Consider the following 16,781-nt stretch of genomic DNA (forward strand, 5'->3'; position numbering starts at 1 on the left):
CCGGCTCTCTGGAGGGTCCGCGTTTCAACCTGCCGGAAACCGGCAAACCGTTACGCGGACTTCTTCTTGTCGTCCTTGACTTCCTCGAAGTCGGCGTCGACCACATCGTCGCCGCTCTCGGATTTCGTCTCGCCGTCCTCGCCCGCCTGCATGCCCTCAGCGCCGCCCTTGGCGGTATAGACGGCCTCGCCGATCTTCATGGCAGCTTGCGTCAGCGCGGTAACGGCCGACTGGATGGCCTCAGTGTCTTCACCCGTGATGGCGGTCTTGACCGCGGCAATAGCGGTTTCAACCTCATCCTTGATCGCTGCAACCGCAGGAATCGAAGCGTTCTCGGCCAAAGACTTTTCCGTCCCGTGGACAAGGGCTTCGGCCTGATTGCGGGCCTCGACCAGCTCGCGCTTCTTCTTGTCCTCAGCGGCGTGCGCCTCCGCGTCCTTGACCATCTTGTCGATGTCGGCATCCGACAGACCGCCGGAAGCCTGGATGCGGATCGACTGCTCCTTGCCAGTGGCCTTGTCCTTTGCCGAAACGTGGACGATGCCGTTGGCGTCGATGTCAAACGTCACTTCAATCTGAGGCACGCCGCGCGGTGCGGGCGGGATGCCAACGAGATCGAACTGACCGAGCAGCTTGTTATCGGCCGCCATCTCACGCTCGCCTTGCGAGACGCGGATCGTCACGGCACCCTGACTGTCTTCCGCCGTGGAGAACACCTGGCTCTTCTTGGTCGGGATGGTGGTATTGCGGTCGATGAGGCGCGTGAACACGCCGCCCAGCGTTTCGATGCCGAGCGAAAGCGGTGTCACGTCGAGCAACAGGACGTCTTTCACCTCGCCCTTGAGCACGCCGCCCTGAATGGCCGCGCCGATAGCGACGACTTCATCAGGATTGACGCCCTTGTGGGGCTCCTTGCCGAACAGCTCCTTGACGATCTGCTGGACCTTCGGCATGCGCGTCATACCACCGACGAGTACGACCTCGTCGATTTCCGCAGCCTTGAGGCCCGCATCCTTCAGCGCCTTTTCGCAAGGCGCCTTGGTGCGCTGGATGAGATCGTCAACGAGGCTTTCGAGCTTAGCGCGCGTCAGCTTCATCGTGAGATGCTTCGGGCCGGTCTGATCGGCGGTGATGAACGGCAGGTTGATTTCGGTCTGCTGGGCGCTCGACAGCTCGATCTTGGCCTTTTCAGCAGCTTCCTTCAGACGCTGAAGCGCGAGCTTGTCGTTCTTCAGGTCAATTCCCTGTTCCTTCTTGAACTCGTCAGCCAGATAGTTGACGAGCTTCATATCGAAATCTTCACCGCCAAGGTGGGTGTCGCCGTTGGTCGACTTCACCTCGAACACGCCGTCGCCGATCTCAAGGATCGAAACGTCGAACGTGCCGCCGCCCAAGTCGTAGACAGCGATGGTCTTGGCGTCTTTCTTCTTGTCGAGGCCGTAGGCGAGCGCGGCCGCCGTCGGCTCGTTGATGATTCGCAGCACTTCGAGCCCGGCGATCTTGCCGGCGTCTTTCGTCGCCTGGCGCTGGGCATCGTTGAAGTAAGCGGGAACCGTGATGACGGCCTGCGTCACCGGCTCGCCGAGCTTGGCTTCAGCCGTTTCCTTCATCTTCTGCAGGATGAAGGCCGAGATCTGCTGCGGAGAATACTGCTTGCCGTGGCTCTCAACCCAGGCGTCGCCCGTGGGCCCCTTCACGATCTTGAAGGGCACAAGCTTCTTGTCCTTCTCGGCCTCCGGGTCGTCGAAGCGACGGCCGATGAGGCGCTTGATGGCAAAGAACGTGTTGGTGGGGTTGGTGACGCCCTGGCGCTTTGCAGGCAGGCCGACGAGCCGTTCGTCGTCGGAGGTAAATGCAACAATGGACGGCGTCGTGTTCGCGCCTTCCGCGTTCTCTAAAACTTTCGGCTTCCCGCCTTCCATAACGGCAACGCAGGAATTCGTCGTACCAAGGTCTATGCCGATTACTTTACCCATTAGTATCAATCCTTCTTCGGTTGCGGCAGACCGACTGGCCCCACGGCAATCTTCACCAATGACACCCTGTCATACATGACGACCGCCGTCTTGGGCGACCAGCACGCTGAACCTTATTTCAAGGCCTCCAGCTTCAGTCCCCAGGATTTGGATATCCTATGTAGCGGATATATAAGCAGGCTTTCGGGCGCTGCAACGGTCGCGTGACGACAGGTCGAATGTCTCCTCAAAGGCTTCTTTGCACATTGTCCGTGAACGAGACAATCTGCAAAGCGCAGTCATTTCCGAATGTTATGCAAGAGATCCAGAAGGCCCCATCGCCGTTGTCAGTAGCCGGCGCCCCGCGTCGGATTTCGAAAGGCGCTTGGTCACACCCATTTGGCTGGTCCGCGGTCATCATAAGCTTGATCCTCAGCCCTGAATTTATAGGCGTCAGCCGTCATTGGCTGGCGGTGGCTCGCTTGGTGCCGTTTCGGCTGGCCGTGCGACTTTAGGGCCGCCGCGCGAAACGACCACCATCGCCGGCCGCAGGCAACGATCATCGAGCAGATAGCCGATCTGGTAGACCTGAAGCACGGTTCCTGACGGCACCGTGGCGTCGTCACGCTCCATGACCGCCTGATGGAAGTGGGGGTCGAAGGCCTGTCCGGTCGGTTCGATCGGCTTCACGCCGTGACGCTCGAGCGCGCCACGATAATCGCGCTCCGCCAGCACAACGCCATCCAGCAATGATTTCAAGGCGGGGTCTGCCGCAACCGCTTCTTGCGGAACGGCTGCGATGGCGCGCTGGAAGTTGTCACCTACGGTGAGAATATCCTTAGCGAACTTGCTGATCGCGTAACGGGCCGTCTCTACCTTCTCTTTTTCCAGCCGGCGGCGCACGTTCTCCATCTCGGCGACGGCACGCACGTACTGGTCCTGCTTGCTGGCAACTTCGGCGGTTTTCTTATCCAGCTCGCCTTGCAGGGCTGAAATCATCTCGCGCAGTTGCTCGGGGCCTATAAGGCCTTCCAGTCCCGCCAGATCGTCCCCCTGAGACGCCGCTTTTGGGCGCTCGCCAGACGTAGCTTGCGGTTGCTGCGGGGGTTGATTCTTTTCGTCGCTCATCGGTTCTCCGGATGAAAGGCCACTTGGGGGCCCGATATCGGCCTGTGCGCCGCAAAAATCAAGTCGCCCCTGGTTACACGTCGCAGGAGCGGCCTGTGAGGCTGACGCATCTCGCGATCGGCTTTTGCCGCCGCCCACGGCCTTTTCAAGGAATGATGCGGCTAATCAGTTTGGCTGTGTAATCAACCATGGGAATGATACGCGCGTAATTGAGCCGCGTCGGGCCGATCACACCCAGGACGCCGACGACGCGCCGGGTCTGATCACGGAACGGCGCCACCACCAAAGATGAGCCCGACAGCGAAAAAAGCTTGTTCTCAGAGCCGATGAAAATGCGCACGCCATCGGCATTTTCGGACGATCCGAGCAGATGGACGATCTCACGTTTCTCTTCCAGATCGTCGAAAAGCTGGCGGATACGCTCCAGATCTTCAGCAGCCGTGAGGTCTTTGAGCAGGTTCGCTTGTCCGCGCACGATGAGGCTCTTGCGGTCGTCAGTCGAGCCAGACCATTCCGCAAATCCGGCCGTGATGACCTTCTGCGTCAGTTGGTCGAGTTCGGCTTTGGCTTCCTTAAGGCTCTTTTCGATGGCAATTCGCGCTTCAGGCAGCGTCAGGCCGCGCGTATGCGTGTTGAGGTAATTGGACGCCTCTTGCAGCGCGGAGGGCGGAATGCCGGCGGGAAGCGGAATAATCCGGTTCTCGACGTTCTGATCTTCGTCAACGAGGACGACAAGGCCCTTGCCCGGCTCCAAGGGCACGAACTCGATATGTTTCAGCCGCGCGACCTGCTTTTCCGCCAAAACCACGCCCGCGCAGTGCGACAGGCCCGAGATCATTTCGCCCGCTTCGCTTAGCAGCTGATCGACCGACTTTTCACGTTGAAAGCCGATTTGGGACTCGATCTGCTTTCTTTCGTCCTGCGAGATATCACCGACTTCGAGCAGACCATCGACAAACATCCGTAGGCCGAGCTGGGTCGGCAGGCGACCCGCCGATGTGTGTGGCGATATGATAAGGCCCAGATGCTCAAGGTCCGACATAACGTTGCGGATGGAAGCGGGCGACAGGCTCATGGGCAGCGCACGCGACAGGTTGCGCGAACCGACCGGTTCGCCCGTCGCAAGGTAGCTTTCAACGATGCGCCGCAGAATGGTGCGCGACCGTTCATTCAGCTTGGCAAGCTCGTTTCCGCCGTTGATCATGGGCACTCGAGGTTCAGGCAATGACACGAGGATGGACCATTAAAGGGACAATGCGCCCCCTCGTCAAACGCCATCGCTCGGAAGGCTAAGCAACTCTATCGCTCTGAAGCAGTTGGCAGTTTCCCAACTTCCCGCAGCTCGCGATTGCGCAACTTGGCCCAAGAAGCCGTCTATTGCGCCTTTCCGGTTGAAGGCGGGGGGCGGCTTCTTTAGGGTCGCGCCGAATTTACCCCTTCAGATCCAGATCCCAGGAGTCTCATGCGACCCTCCAAGCGAAAGCCCGACGAATTGCGCCGTGTATCTATAGAGCGCGCCGTCTCCAAGCATGCCGAGGGCTCATGCCTGATAAAGTTCGGGGATACGCATGTTCTGTGTACCGCAAGCCTGGAAGAGCGTTTGCCACCTTGGCTCAAGGGCCAGGGACGCGGCTGGGTAACGGCAGAGTACGCCATGCTGCCGCGCGCGACATCCGAGCGTACCCGCCGCGAAGTGACGGTCGGCCATGCGTCGGGCCGCACTCAGGAGATCCAACGTCTGATCGGACGTGCCATGCGTGCAGTTGTCGATTTGACCAAGCTTGGCGAACGCCAGATCTCCATCGACTGCGATGTGATCCAAGCCGACGGCGGCACGCGCACCGCCGCGATTACCGGGGCCTGGGTGGCGCTGCATGATTGCATCCAATGGATGAAGATGCGCGACATGGTGAAGGATGGCGCTCTGCGCGATAGCGTCGCCGCGGTCTCTTGCGGCCTCTACAAGGGAGAGCCCGTGCTTGATCTGGACTACGCCGAAGACAGCAACGCTGACGCCGACGCCAATTTCGTCATGACCGGAACGGGCGGCATCGTGGAAGTCCAAGGCACTGCGGAGACGATACCTTTCACCCAGGAGCGATTCGACCAGCTCATGCTTCTTGCTAAGAAGGGCATCGGGGAGCTGGCGCAATTGCAAAAGCTCACCGTGGGTTGAGGCACGAAACAGGCAAGTCGTGGCGGTATCGCTGGACCGGCATTGGTCTGGATGACACGCCGCCACGGCATCAATTGATGTGCAAACGATCCGGCGAGACGAAAGGAGCTGTTTTTGAAACCCTCCAGCGTTCTTGAAACCGTGATTTATGCGCAAGACCTCGACGCAACTGAAGCATTCTATCGCGACGTTCTCAGCCTTGAGCCGGTATCGAAACTCGCCGGCCGGCAATTGTTCTACAGGCTTCAGTCTCAGATGTTGCTCATCTTCAATCCGGACACCACCCTCATTCCTCCGCCCGCCGACGCAAAACTTCCGGTTCCACCCCACGGGGCAAAGGGCGAAGGGCATGTCTGCTTCAGCGCCAGCGCTAACGAGATTAGTCGATGGCGCGCGCACCTGGAGAGCAAAGGCGTGACAATCGAAGCGGATTTCGAATGGCCCGGTGGTGGGCGATCGATTTATTTCCGTGATCCTTCGGGCAACGCCTTGGAGTTTGCCGAACCGCGCATTTGGGGACTGTGAGATCAGCCGCATCATGAATCAACTGCAGCGCGGAACGCGCATTGTCGTCGCCAGCCATAACCCCGGCAAAGTGTGGGAAATCCACCAGCTCATCGCGCCTTACGGCCTCGATGCAGTTTCCGCCAGCGATCTTGGCCTTGCCGAGCCAGAGGAGACCGAGACGACCTTCGAGGGCAATGCCAGACTCAAGGCGATGGCAGCGGCGAAAGGATCGGGACTTCCTGCACTCGCGGACGACTCAGGTTTAGAGGTGCAATGTCTGCGTGGCGCTCCGGGCATCTATTCGGCGCGTTGGGCTGGACCTGGCAAGGACTTCGGTGTCGCCATGAAACGTGTGGCCGACGAGATCACCGCGCGAAGCGCCTGGACAGGATTTGGGTCGGCATCCAAAGGCCCGCGCGCGAATTTCACCTCCGTTCTGTGTCTCGCCTGGCCCGACGGCGAAGCCCGGCTGTTTGCCGGTCAGGTCTTCGGCTATCTCGTTTGGCCACCGCGTGGCGGGAACGGGTTCGGCTACGACCCTATGTTTGTCGCGGATGGCGAGGACAAGACCTTTGGCGAGATGGAGCCGAAGGAGAAGTACGCCATTTCTCACCGCACGCGCGCGTTCGCCAAGTTCAAATCGGAGTGTCTTGAGCACGTCGGCGCGGCAGACCGCGCGCCTGCGCCCGGGCGTGATCTTGCGGCCTTGTCGGCTGCGGCTGCTAACCTCTCCACGAAGGAGGAGCTGTTTCGGTTTCTCGCAAGCCTACGCGAGGATCTGGCGGGCAACAGGGACGCCTGGGCTGTTTGCGACCTCGATGCTTATCTTGCGGCGATTCAAGGCTATTTCAACGATGATGACATCAAAGACGAGGAGCCGCGATGGCGCACCGTTGCCAAGGCGCTATTGGCGGCAAGCGTGAAAGACAAGTCTTGAGCACTCCTACGACCGCGTTTGGCGTTTACATCCACTGGCCGTTTTGTGCCCAGAAGTGCCCGTACTGCGATTTCAATTCGCACGTCCGCTTTGGTGGTTGGGACGAGGCGCGTTTTCTCTCCGCCTATGTGCGCGAGTTGGACTGGGTTGCGCAAAAGATCTCCTGCACGGGTGAGGAGCAGAGCGTTTCTTCAATTTTCTTCGGAGGCGGCACGCCCTCCCTGATGAAGCCGCAGACGGTCGGCGCCATTCTCGATCATATTGCAAAGTTGTGGCCGGTTGCCCGCGATGCAGAAATCACCCTTGAAGCTAATCCGGGCAGCGTCGAGGCGGGGCGCTTCAAAGGTTATCGTGAAGCTGGCGTCAACCGGGTATCGATGGGCCTGCAATCGCTGCGGGATGAGGACCTCAAGAAGCTGGGGCGTATTCACACCGTCGCAGAGGCGCGCGCCGCGCTCGACATCGCGCGCGCGACTTTCGAGCGTTATTCTTTCGATCTCATCTACGCGCGGCCAGGACAGACGCCGAGCCAGTGGCGCAATGAACTGACTGAGGCGCTCGACCTCGCCGACGATCACATCTCGCTTTATCAGCTCACGATTGAGCCGGACACGCCTTATGCCGCCCTTCATGCCGCGGGGAAACTTGTCGTGCCCGATGAGGACGCCGCCCTTGCGCTCTATGAAATCACACAGGAGATCACCTCCATGAGGAGGCTCGCGGCGTATGAGATATCCAATCACGCCAAGCCCGGCGCGGAGAGCCGGCACAATCTGCTCTATTGGAGATATGGCTCTTACGCGGGCATCGGTCCCGGAGCGCATGGCCGACTTCTCATTGACGGCGTGCGTCATGCGAGTGTCGCCGAGCGCAACCCGGAACGGTGGGTGGAGCGCGTGGAAGCCACTGGGCGTGGATATGTCGAGTTGACGCCACTGGCATCTGCCGAGGAAGCTGACGAAATGCTGCTGATGGGCCTGCGTCTCACCGAAGGCGTCGATCTCACGCGCTTGGCGCAACTCGCGCGCGTCGCGCCAGCAGGAGATGTCATCGACGGACTTGTGCGATTGGGGCTTGTGCAAAGATTGGACGCGCCGCAGGCCAGCCCATCATGGCGCGGCAACGAATTGGACGAGATTGCAATGTGCCTGGGGCCGGGAATGCGGCCTGACCACCTGCCCGTCGAAGCGCGGCCCTCGCAGAATCGCATCCGCGCGACACCGAGGGGCCGTTTTGTTCTGAATGCTGTCGTCGCGGAGCTTGCAGCCAGTTTCGCGCCCGCCGCGTCTGGGCTGACAATGGACAATCCAGGCGTGGGCAACTAGATCAAGTCGCATCCGCCGGAAGAAGCACTGGTGGGGGCCAATGCGGGGGCGAGGCGAGGACGATGCGAAAACTCTACGATTGGATGATGCAGAAGGCTGCTAGCGACCGCGCGCCCGAAGCGTTGGGCATCGTGTCCTTCATTGAAAGCTCGTTTTTTCCAATTCCGCCCGATGTGATGCTTATTCCGATGGTGCTGGCGCGTCGTGAAAAGGCGTTCTGGTACGCGACCATCGCGACCGTCGCTTCCGTGGTGGGCGGTATGCTCGGCTATGCCATTGGATACTACCTCTACGACGCCGTAGGTCTGCCGATCTTGAGGTTCTATGGCAAGGAAGGCGCGCTCGACGGGTTCATACAGTTTGTTCACGAATACGGCGTGCCGGCAGTTATTCTCAAAGGCATGACGCCCATCCCGTACAAGGTCGTCACGATAGCAGCGGGCGTCGCAAAAATGGACTTGCTGCATTTTACGCTGGCCAGCATTGTCGCGCGCGCCATGCGTTTCTATCTGGTGGCAGGTCTGCTGTACTTCTTTGGTGAGCCGATCCGCGCCTTCATCGAAAAGCGGCTGACGCTGGTGACGACCGTATTCGTGGTGCTTCTCGTTGGTGGTTTCGTCGCTGTGAAGTATCTGTTCTAGGACCGCACGAAGGGAACGATCCCAATGTCCATCGAGTTGCCCGCCAGCCGTAGCACCGCCTATCAGGCCGGTAGCATCGCTCTTTTTCTGGCCGCGGCAACGATCCTGGGTGCGTGGGGCTTCGAGTACGCCGGATATCCTCCGTGCCATCTGTGCCTAATGCAGCGGTGGGCCTATTACGCTGGAATTCCGGTTCTGTTTGCGGCGCTCGCCTTACTTTCAGGGGGCAACAAGCGCGCGGCCGCGTGGTTGTTCGGGCTGACGGCGCTCGCTTTCCTCGCCAATAGCGGTCTCGGCGTCTACCAGGCCGGTGCGGAGTGGAAGTTCTGGCCCGGTCCCGACACGTGCGCGGGCACTCAGTCGATGGCCACATCGGCGGGCGATCTGCTGAAGCAGCTCGAAACCACGACCGTCATTCGTTGCGATGAGGCAGCCATCCGCATTTTCGGGCTGTCGCTGGCGGGCTGGAACGTCATCGTGTCGCTCATTATCGGCGCTTGTGCTTTGCGCGCCGCGTTGGCCACCGCCGAGCCACTCTGATCCGCGGTCTCGCCTTCGCATAGAACAAGAATTTTTCTCCACAGCTTCTGCGCCTGCTAAGCTCTTGAAATTCCATGCTGTTGTCTGGCGTCAAGGAAAAAGCCATCCCCTTACCGGAATCGCGCCTTTCCGTTGCCCAAATGAGACGGCAATTCTCTCTTCGTTCGCGGGGACACAAGCCGGTTCGACCGGCGGTTTGAGTAAGTTGCGTTGAGGGTTTTGTCCTGTGTCTTTCGTATCGCGTTCCCCTCGCGAGTGCCTCGCACCCAGTTTTGCCGCCCGCGTCTCGGGCAAGGTATCGCGTCTTGTTTGGGCCCAGTCTGGCCCGCGTATCCCAAAAACCGATTTTTGTAAGCGTAGCGTACCAGTTGCGTTGTGTGGCGTTGAGTTGCGTAGGGTTGCGTTCGAGTATGAAACGACGCCTCGGAGTGTTCTCTTAGGTGCGTTCAAAAAATCAAGGCGAGCGGCTTGGACAGATAAGTCTGAGCGTATGTCTGGGCGGCTCGCCCGCACGTTCAGAAAGCCAGCAGCGATGCCCCAAGTCCCGCGTACTTCCAATATCCCGGCGCCGGCAAAATCCGGTGCGGCACACCAAGAGTGGCGTCAGTTGCGCTCCGTTGTCGCCAGCGTGTTGTCAAAGGCGAAGATAAGTCCTGCCGGGGTCGTTCCCCCGACGTCCGGCAGGTAACAGTGGAATTCTACGGAACCGATCCGGTTCCGAGCGAGTTGGCAGGCATACGGAGCGTAAACGAGTTAGCCCTCATGTAGGCACCATTTGGCACGGTCTCGCGTAGTGGTGCCCTTCAGCGCTCTGTGTGTCTGCCGCCTAATTCTAGTGTTCGAGTTCAAGCGTTCAAGTTCGTGTTGCGTAAAGCGTTGCGTCTTTTGGGGATCATGAAGCCCCGGAAGCCGTCCCCCCGTGTCAGACAGTCTAATTGTGCCAGTCTTAAAAGGAGCGAGGCCATGACTCATCAGTCCCTCCCCGATCACGTCAATCCTATTCAGTGGCATCAGGCCCTTGCCGTGAGCCGTCAGACCTGCGCCAGCGTATTTCGCGACGGCGGCACTCCGGCGGAAGCGCTGGCTGCATTCGGTTTGAAGGTTGATAGCGAGGAAGCTCCCAATTGGGACAAGGCGGTCGATCAGATCGCATCCGAGATCTGCGCGCATCCGATGGCTCGCGCCGCCTAGCGGCAACGCCTTCGCATTCGGTTTAAACAAAAGGACCCCGCCGAATGGCGACGGGGTCCTTTTGTTTTGCGACTTGCGCTGCGCTCAGGGATTGAGCGACGCGAGATAGCCGGTGATTGCGATAATGTCGTCGTTGGTGAGATTGGCAACGACAGGCTTCATAAGTTCGGAGTAGTCGCCGCTGCGCGCGCCGGTTCGGAAATCATGAAGCTGTCGCGCTATGTAACTAGGCGACCGTCCCGCAATCGGGGGCACAAGGCCAAGCCCCTTGAGGTCGCCGCCATGGCAAGTCGCGCACGCTGTCGTCTTGCCGCCTCCAGTTTTGACAAGATCCTCACCTTTCGCGAGGCTGCCGGGCGGTACGTAGACCGTATATGTAATTCGACCATCGCGCTTGCCGAACCGCGCGAAGTCGTCGGTAAGTTCGATGAGGCGGTTGCCGAGCGGCTCTGTGCCACCCGAATCGGCTTTCTTGTAGATCCAGTGCATGACCTCAACCTTAGGGATGGTATCGGTCTCAACCACTTTCATAAATTGCTTTGGCTTGATGGAGGCGAAATAGGCAGCCGCCTCTTCAAGTCCAGGATCGGTCGCCGCCTGCGCCGCCAGCTCCCACATCAGCGCCTGGGGATAATGCTCTGGCAGGGATGATTTGCGCGCGCCGCTTTTCATTTCGTGGACCTGCTTCAGGATGTATTTGGCAGGCAGCCCGGCAATTGGCGCGTTCTCCGGCCGTCCCATGCCGGTCGGCAGGTGACAGTACCCGCACGCGTACACTTTAGGCTTTGCGCCGTGCGCCACCAACGAAGGCATCGGCGGATGATCTTCCGGATACCAGTCCGGCGGGCTGAAAAAATCGCGCAACTCGGCGAAAGAGAACTGCTTGGAGCTTTCCGGCAGCATCCGCATCTGTCCGTCATCGACCGGCACGGGCGGTTTCGTCGGCGTGTCGGGGTAAGCCCAAAACGGTAGATCGGTGTCGCCGGCCCATGCGCTGCAGAGCCCGGCCAGCATCATGAGCCCTAGGCTCAAAATGACTTGCGCTTGTCGCTTCATCCCTAACGTGCCTTTTGGCTTTTGTCGTGCGGGCGAGCTGCCCAGAAAAACCTACAGGCGCTAGCGCTGAAGCGAAAGCGAACCGCTACGTCAGTATTGTGAGATGTAAGTTTGCTGCGGTGCGCACGTGATCACGTCGCGTTGGCCGTCAAAAGCCATCGCTCGAACTACGGTTCGAGCTCGGTATCCCAATAGAGATAGTCGAGCCAGCTATCGTGCAGATAGTTGGGCGGAAAGAGCCGGCCGTTCCTGTGCAGTTCGAAGACGGTGGGCCTGTAGGGCTCTTGCCGGGGATGCATACCCGCATCGCGCGGCATCAGCCCGCCCTTCCTGAGATTGCACGGTGCGCACGCGGTGACGACGTTGTCCCAACGTGTGAGGCCACCACGCGAACGCGGAATGAGATGATCGAACGTCAGATCGCTCTTGTCACCGCAGTATTGACAGGTGAAGCGATCTCGCAAGAACACGTTGAACCGCGTGAATGCAGGATAAAGGGCCGGTCGAACGTAGGTCTTCAGCGAGACAACGGAGGGAAGGCGCATCTCCAAATTGGGGGAGCGCACAAACCGATCGTATTCGGAGACGATATTGACGCGATCCAAAAAGACCGCCTTCACCGTTTCCTGCCAGCTCCAGAGCGATAAAGGATAATAGCTCAGGGGCCGGAAATCGGCGTTCAAGACCAGCGCCGGACAGTTGTCCGGTATCGTAGTGTGAGCATTCACGTTCTCGCGCTTCCTTGCAGTGTGATCTGTAGCGAATCGCGTGGTGTCGTCCCACCAGACGGCGGGATACTAGCCTCGCATATCAAATATGTGAAGCGCTGCGGGTTTAGCCCACAACTCGTTGTAAGTTGTTCTGTTGGATCAATTATTTTGAACGCGACACGGTGGGGCGGGCGGTGGTGGCGCTGCGCTGCAACGCATAGTCTGCCCAAAGTAGGCGTGCGGCTGCGCCACGCCAGGGGCGCCAACGCTCGGAAATATCGCGCAGCTCGGGCGGCGTTGGCTTAGCCTTGAGCTTCATGACGTTCTGAGCCGCGAGTTGAAGCGCCAGATCTCCGCTGGGGAAAGCATCGGCGCGGCGCAGCGCGAACAGGAGATAAATCTCCGCTGTCCACGGCCCAACGCCGTGAATCTGCGTGAGGGTGGAAATGACGTCCTCCTCCGGCGAGCCGTTCAATCGCGAGAAAACAACGTGCTTTGCGGTCACCGCATCGGCGATCGCGCGCAGTGTCCTGATTTTGCCGGCCGATAGACCCGGCGCGCGAAGCTCGGCATCGCTCATGGCGAGAATTTTTGCAGCTTTGAAGGGGCGCACGGCTTGTGAAAGGCGGCCCCATATTGCCGCCGCGCTGCTGGCGGACAGTTGCTGACCGACGACGATCTTTGCTAGCCCGCTGAAATCCGCCGGGAAGTCGCGCAACGGCGGTGTGCCGGTGCGCGCGTGTACGCCTCGTATGATGCGACACTGCCGGGAAAGCTGCGCGATTGCTTCTTCAAGTGCGGCGTCATCGCTCAGAACGACATGGGCCGACCCGGCGTTGAAGGGCGATTGAACTTCGTTGCGCATGATAGTTTCTCGCGCTGGGGCAGTTAAACGCAGCAAACTTGGATCTTAGGATATTCGAGCCGCAAAGGCTCGCAATCGTTACGTGAGGTCCATGATGTTTGCGTTCTGCGCCAAGTCCGGGGATCAATCCCGTTTAGCAAAGCATTTGGCCGTCTTGTTTATTCTGATGAGTTGGAGTTTTCTCCTTGGACGTCCTGCAAGCGCAGGTCCCAAACTTGCAGAGTGGGCGACCGTCAAAAACGAGCGGCACGGCTATGCCATTGCCTATCCGGTCGATGTGTTTGAGCAGCGCGAAGCACCCAGATCGGATGAAGGCCGCGTTCTCTACTCCAAAGATGGCAAAGCCAGACTTCTATTCGGCGCGTTCGACAATTCGCAAAACAATTCTCTGGAGCAATACCGCCAATTCCTGCTATCGGAGCACTATGCCGGCACCAAGATCGACTATGCGCCGGTGCGCAAGACTTGGTTCGTGCTGTCGGGACAGCAAGGTGACCAGATGTTTTATCAGCGCGTCAGCTTCACGTGCGGCGGCCGGCTGATCAACAGTTGGGCGATGTTGTATCCTATTGCCGAGCGCAAATTTTACGATCGTGTGGTGGAGGCGGTGGCGCGCTCTTTTTCTCCTGGCGCCGGACGAACAGGCATGTGTGATTGACACGATTACAGGAACCAGCACAGCCGGTTTTGCGCTTCGCACCGTCGCCGAACGGGGCGCTGCATTTGGGACATGCTCTTTCCGCGCTAACGGGATTTGAACTGGCACGGCGATTGGGGGGACGCTTCCTCGTCAGGATCGAGGACATCGACCAAACCCGCGTGCGGCCGGAATACGTCACTGGCATTTTCGAAGATCTGGCTTGGCTCGGCGTTGCGTTCGAGCAGCCGGTACTGTTTCAATCGCATCATCTTGCGGACTACAAAAGAGCCGCCGCCAAACTTGACGATATGGGATTGCTCTATCCCTGCTTTGCCAGCCGCAAGGAGATTGTCGCGGCAGCGGATCCCAAGAAGCTCGATCCGGAAGGCGCGCTTGTGTATCCGGGAATTTGGCGGGGTCGATCGCAAGAAGATGTCAGGCGAGAAATCGCCAAGGGCGAACCATTCGCGATGCGCCTCGATATGGAGAGTGCCGTTGCCCTTGCGCGCAACAAGCTGGGTGGCGCACCCATCACCTTTACCGAGATAGATCGCGTTGGCCGAAGCCGAATCGTGGTTTGCGATCCGCTGCGATGGGGGGATGTCATCGTCCTGCGCAAGGAGACGCCGTCGAGCTATCTGATATCGGTTGTCGTCGATGACGCGCGCCAAGGCATTACGCATGTGACGCGCGGTATGGATCTGTTCGCCGCCACAGATGCGCAGCGCGTGCTGCAGATCCTGCTTGATCTGCCTACCCCGCTTTATCACCATCACCGGTTGATCGTGGACGGTCTGGGACAGAAGCTTTCAAAAAGTACGGGCGCGCAGTCGCTAGCCAGCCTTCGTGCGGCCGGGGTTACTGCCGATGAAGTTCTTCGTCTGATCGGTTCGGATGCGCTTGCGGCCTCCTCGGGCTGAAGATCGGTCGTAATTTTTTCACAGCTGTTGGCGAAAACGGACGGCAGGTTGCCGCCGTTCGGGTTTGCTCTAGATTGAGCGCATCCTCTTGGGCACGGGGTAGAGGCGAAGGTTTGGGGTAAAGAGTGGTCGTGAGCCTATGAGTTGCGAGGCGCGCAGGCGGGGCATTCGTTCGGCCCGGCACAAGCGCGGCCGCCGAATGGGCGGCGGCGCGCGTCCCGCTATGCCGAGCTATGCACGCTCCGCCCACGACCGCGATGCTTTCAATCGCTTCCGCCAACAATTGGATTGCGCGTCGCACGACCGACCTCTACGCATACCGGCTCAAACCTTAGCATCCGCCGAAGCAACGCGCGTTAGGCCCGGTGTCGGTCGCGACAATGGCCTTCTTGTCGTGGGCTTCTGTTTTGTTGCCGCTCTGGCCATCGCCGCGTCTTGGCGGCTGGACGTGGCGCGCTCTTTGCAAATCGCTGCGATGCCAAGCCGCGAGATTACAGCGGTGAGCCCAGTTCACTCGCTGTATGCGAAATCCGTAGCGACATTGATTAGAGAACGAACACCGGGCGCCGCTATACTGGTGCGCGACGAAGACGCTATGGGAGGACCTTCGCAAGCCGTTGAAGACGGACCTGGCACACTGGCCATGCCAGCAGCGCGCCTTCAGACGGCCGCGGCGCGCGGCCCATCAGGAGAAGCCGCCGCATCTTCAGGCGATGTTGCCGACGCATCGGCCAGCACAGAACCATCCAAGCTTTCCCAATCCCGGTGGCCCGCACAGCTTGCCGCTTTGGGCCCGCTGACGCCCTTGGTCTCACGCAATCTTGCTCTTGAGGGCGATCCAGGCCGTTGCAGTGTCGAGAATTCACTCACTGCACAGCCGGCGACATCGCCAAAATCGGAATCTGATGAATTCGGTCGTGCGCTTGCCGCAGCCGCGCTTCGCCAGACAAGCGACTTCGTCGTCTACACGGACAAGTATCGCAAGCTGGCTTATCCGATGGGCGACGTGCCAGCTTTATTCGGTGTGTGTACCGATGTCGTGATCCGCGCCTACAGAACGCTTGGCATCGATCTTCAGGCGCTTATTCATGCCTCCCGCATTGGTTCGGCCGACACCAGCATTGCCCACCGGCGGACTTTCACGCTGCGACGGTATTTTGCCTCCCGAGGCGCCAGTGCGCCCATTACCGATTTTGCGGAGGATTATCTCCCGGGTGATATCGTCACTTACGACCGGCCGCAAAACAGTGGATCGCGCGATCATATTGCGATTGTTTCCGATGTTATTGCGCCGTCAGGCAGGCCGATGATCGTGCATAATCGCGGCTGGGGACCGCAATTGGAAGACGCCTTATTCGTCGATCGCATTACCGGCCACTATCGCTATCGCGGACGTATTGATCCCATTCTTTCCAGTTTTTTGAATAAGCGGCGTCGAATTAAAGACGTCGCGCTAAGCGAGGGCGCTGCAATGGCTCCCGCCTCCCCCAAGAACGGCGACGACAAGTCGGGCCTCGGGCAGGTGAAGTCGACATTGAGCAAGCGAATGCCCGGCGCTAAGGCGAAACCGGCCAAAACAAGCCAATAAGACACGGCTATTGCCGATCATTGGAATGAGCGTGAAGCCCCCGAAATTAACCCAGTCTAAAGAATTTGGGTGAAACTCTATTTCCTGTAGCGGATAGATCCGCATGCTGATTGGGTGCTACAATTCAAATACGGGCAATAATTGCTTGTGGAATTACGCGAATAAGCGCAATTCTGCATATAGGGAAACACGGGCGAGCGGGCTAGGCAGTGTCGATACTTGCCAATACGGTCAATCTTTTCGGACTAAAATCGTGGTTTGGACGCCGTAGGACGCGTTCAAGCGCCGCGCGTTCGCGGCCGGTGGCATTTGTCCAGGAACCCAAAAAACTTTCCGCAAACGACCAGTGGGACCGGATTTCCGGTGTGATGAGCGCCGCAATCACGTCGGCGACCTCCGCGCGAGAACTCCAGGCCAGCGCCGCCCAGCAACTCGATCTTGCGACCTATGCGCTCTACAACCTATTTGACGAACTGACCGCCGTGATGAGTGAGCCGCTGGTGCGTGAGGCTGCGGTTGTCCATCGTCTGCAGCCGCGGGCAAGTCGCCGTGGCGCTGCCGCTCTCGCGGCTTGAGCCCATTTCTTTTTCGGAAAGTTTTGC

General features: G+C 59.3%; 17 protein-coding genes. 11 read left to right on the top strand and 6 right to left on the bottom strand.

Going from position 1 to position 16,781, the window contains the following annotated elements; genetic code table 11:
* Nucleotides 1–50 precede the first annotated feature (50 nt).
* The 3 genes from dnaK to hrcA form a co-directional block, all read right to left on the bottom strand.
* Nucleotides 51–1,976 carry a molecular chaperone DnaK gene (gene dnaK, locus R3D51_04785; protein ID MEZ5898794.1) on the bottom strand — a complete coding sequence of 642 codons (1,926 nt, stop codon included), beginning with the start codon at nt 1,974–1,976 and terminating at the stop codon, nt 51–53.
* Nucleotides 1,977–2,408: 432 nt separating this feature from the next.
* A complete protein-coding gene (gene grpE / locus R3D51_04790; GenBank protein MEZ5898795.1) occupies nt 2,409–3,083 on the bottom strand; it encodes a nucleotide exchange factor GrpE in 675 nt (224 codons plus the stop codon).
* A gap of 145 nt (nt 3,084–3,228) precedes the next feature.
* A complete protein-coding gene (hrcA, locus tag R3D51_04795; GenBank protein ID MEZ5898796.1) occupies nt 3,229–4,287 on the bottom strand; it encodes a heat-inducible transcriptional repressor HrcA in 1,059 nt (352 codons plus the stop codon).
* A 258-nt stretch (nt 4,288–4,545) separates the two neighbouring features.
* On the opposite strand from hrcA, the gene rph reads away from it, so the two are divergent.
* The 7 genes from rph to R3D51_04830 all read left to right on the top strand — a co-directional run bounded on the left by rph (nt 4,546) and on the right by R3D51_04830 (nt 10,400).
* On the top strand, nt 4,546–5,259 hold the full coding sequence (gene rph / locus R3D51_04800) for a ribonuclease PH (protein ID MEZ5898797.1): 714 nt from the start codon (nt 4,546–4,548) through the stop codon (nt 5,257–5,259).
* A gap of 114 nt (nt 5,260–5,373) precedes the next feature.
* Nucleotides 5,374–5,784 (top strand): VOC family protein, encoded by a 411-nt coding sequence (locus tag R3D51_04805; protein MEZ5898798.1) that lies wholly within the window; start codon nt 5,374–5,376, stop codon nt 5,782–5,784.
* A gap of 13 nt (nt 5,785–5,797) precedes the next feature.
* Nucleotides 5,798–6,703: an RdgB/HAM1 family non-canonical purine NTP pyrophosphatase gene (gene rdgB / locus R3D51_04810; protein ID MEZ5898799.1), complete on the top strand. Its 906-nt coding sequence runs from the start codon at nt 5,798–5,800 to the stop codon at nt 6,701–6,703.
* The gene (hemW, locus tag R3D51_04815; protein MEZ5898800.1) at nt 6,700–8,028 is read left to right on the top strand and encodes a radical SAM family heme chaperone HemW; all 1,329 of its coding nucleotides are present in this window, start codon (nt 6,700–6,702) and stop codon (nt 8,026–8,028) included. Before rdgB ends, hemW begins: the two co-directional genes overlap by 4 nt.
* A 62-nt stretch (nt 8,029–8,090) precedes the next feature.
* Complete coding sequence (locus tag R3D51_04820; GenBank protein ID MEZ5898801.1) at nt 8,091–8,669, top strand: YqaA family protein; 579 nt, start codon at nt 8,091–8,093, stop codon at nt 8,667–8,669.
* A 24-nt stretch (nt 8,670–8,693) separates the two neighbouring features.
* On the top strand, nt 8,694–9,209 hold the full coding sequence (locus R3D51_04825; GenBank protein MEZ5898802.1) for a disulfide bond formation protein B: 516 nt from the start codon (nt 8,694–8,696) through the stop codon (nt 9,207–9,209).
* Between the two features lie 963 nt (nt 9,210–10,172).
* Nucleotides 10,173–10,400: a hypothetical protein gene (locus tag R3D51_04830; GenBank protein ID MEZ5898803.1), complete on the top strand. Its 228-nt coding sequence runs from the start codon at nt 10,173–10,175 to the stop codon at nt 10,398–10,400.
* An 84-nt stretch (nt 10,401–10,484) separates the two neighbouring features.
* Here R3D51_04830 and R3D51_04835 read toward each other — a convergent pair whose 3' ends face one another.
* The 3 genes from R3D51_04835 to R3D51_04845 all read right to left on the bottom strand — a co-directional run bounded on the left by R3D51_04835 (nt 10,485) and on the right by R3D51_04845 (nt 13,031).
* The gene (locus R3D51_04835) at nt 10,485–11,456 is read right to left on the bottom strand and encodes a cytochrome C (GenBank protein ID MEZ5898804.1); all 972 of its coding nucleotides are present in this window, start codon (nt 11,454–11,456) and stop codon (nt 10,485–10,487) included.
* Between the two features lie 167 nt (nt 11,457–11,623).
* Entirely contained in the window at nt 11,624–12,184 is a 561-nt protein-coding gene (locus R3D51_04840) for an HNH endonuclease (protein ID MEZ5898805.1), read from the bottom strand.
* 145 nt (nt 12,185–12,329) lie between these two features.
* Nucleotides 12,330–13,031 (bottom strand): DNA-3-methyladenine glycosylase 2 family protein, encoded by a 702-nt coding sequence (locus R3D51_04845; GenBank protein MEZ5898806.1) that lies wholly within the window; start codon nt 13,029–13,031, stop codon nt 12,330–12,332.
* Nucleotides 13,032–13,122: 91 nt separating this feature from the next.
* Here R3D51_04845 and R3D51_04850 point away from each other — a divergent pair, with 91 nt between their 5' ends.
* From R3D51_04850 to R3D51_04865, 4 genes are all read left to right on the top strand, one after another.
* Nucleotides 13,123–13,689, top strand: a complete 567-nt coding sequence (locus tag R3D51_04850) for a hypothetical protein (GenBank protein MEZ5898807.1) — start codon at nt 13,123–13,125, stop codon at nt 13,687–13,689.
* Entirely contained in the window at nt 13,686–14,591 is a 906-nt protein-coding gene (gluQRS, locus tag R3D51_04855) for a tRNA glutamyl-Q(34) synthetase GluQRS (protein MEZ5898808.1), read from the top strand. Before R3D51_04850 ends, gluQRS begins: the two co-directional genes overlap by 4 nt.
* A gap of 199 nt (nt 14,592–14,790) precedes the next feature.
* Entirely contained in the window at nt 14,791–16,179 is a 1,389-nt protein-coding gene (locus tag R3D51_04860; protein MEZ5898809.1) for a DUF1287 domain-containing protein, read from the top strand.
* Nucleotides 16,180–16,547: 368 nt separating this feature from the next.
* On the top strand, nt 16,548–16,754 hold the full coding sequence (locus R3D51_04865; GenBank protein ID MEZ5898810.1) for a hypothetical protein: 207 nt from the start codon (nt 16,548–16,550) through the stop codon (nt 16,752–16,754).
* The last annotated feature ends 27 nt before the right edge of the window (nt 16,755–16,781 follow it).

This window comes from Hyphomicrobiaceae bacterium, assembly GCA_041397645.1.
In the GTDB taxonomy this organism is placed as follows: domain Bacteria; phylum Pseudomonadota; class Alphaproteobacteria; order Rhizobiales; family Hyphomicrobiaceae; genus Hyphomicrobium_B.

Excerpts from the sequence above, each read along its gene's own strand:
- dnaK (MEZ5898794.1), bottom strand. The coding sequence starts at position 1,976 with ATGGGTAAAGTAATCGGCATAGACCTTGGTACGACGAATTCCTGCGTT.
- grpE (MEZ5898795.1), bottom strand. The coding sequence starts at position 3,083 with ATGAGCGACGAAAAGAATCAACCCCCGCAGCAACCGCAAGCTACGTCT.
- hrcA (MEZ5898796.1), bottom strand. The coding sequence starts at position 4,287 with ATGATCAACGGCGGAAACGAGCTTGCCAAGCTGAATGAACGGTCGCGC.
- rph (MEZ5898797.1), top strand. The coding sequence starts at position 4,546 with ATGCGACCCTCCAAGCGAAAGCCCGACGAATTGCGCCGTGTATCTATA.
- rdgB (MEZ5898799.1), top strand. The coding sequence starts at position 5,798 with ATGAATCAACTGCAGCGCGGAACGCGCATTGTCGTCGCCAGCCATAAC.
- R3D51_04820 (MEZ5898801.1), top strand. The coding sequence starts at position 8,091 with ATGCGAAAACTCTACGATTGGATGATGCAGAAGGCTGCTAGCGACCGC.
- R3D51_04825 (MEZ5898802.1), top strand. The coding sequence starts at position 8,694 with ATGTCCATCGAGTTGCCCGCCAGCCGTAGCACCGCCTATCAGGCCGGT.
- R3D51_04830 (MEZ5898803.1), top strand. The coding sequence starts at position 10,173 with ATGACTCATCAGTCCCTCCCCGATCACGTCAATCCTATTCAGTGGCAT.
- R3D51_04835 (MEZ5898804.1), bottom strand. The coding sequence starts at position 11,456 with ATGAAGCGACAAGCGCAAGTCATTTTGAGCCTAGGGCTCATGATGCTG.
- R3D51_04845 (MEZ5898806.1), bottom strand. The coding sequence starts at position 13,031 with ATGCGCAACGAAGTTCAATCGCCCTTCAACGCCGGGTCGGCCCATGTC.
- R3D51_04850 (MEZ5898807.1), top strand. The coding sequence starts at position 13,123 with ATGATGTTTGCGTTCTGCGCCAAGTCCGGGGATCAATCCCGTTTAGCA.
- R3D51_04860 (MEZ5898809.1), top strand. The coding sequence starts at position 14,791 with ATGGGCGGCGGCGCGCGTCCCGCTATGCCGAGCTATGCACGCTCCGCC.
- R3D51_04865 (MEZ5898810.1), top strand. The coding sequence starts at position 16,548 with ATGAGCGCCGCAATCACGTCGGCGACCTCCGCGCGAGAACTCCAGGCC.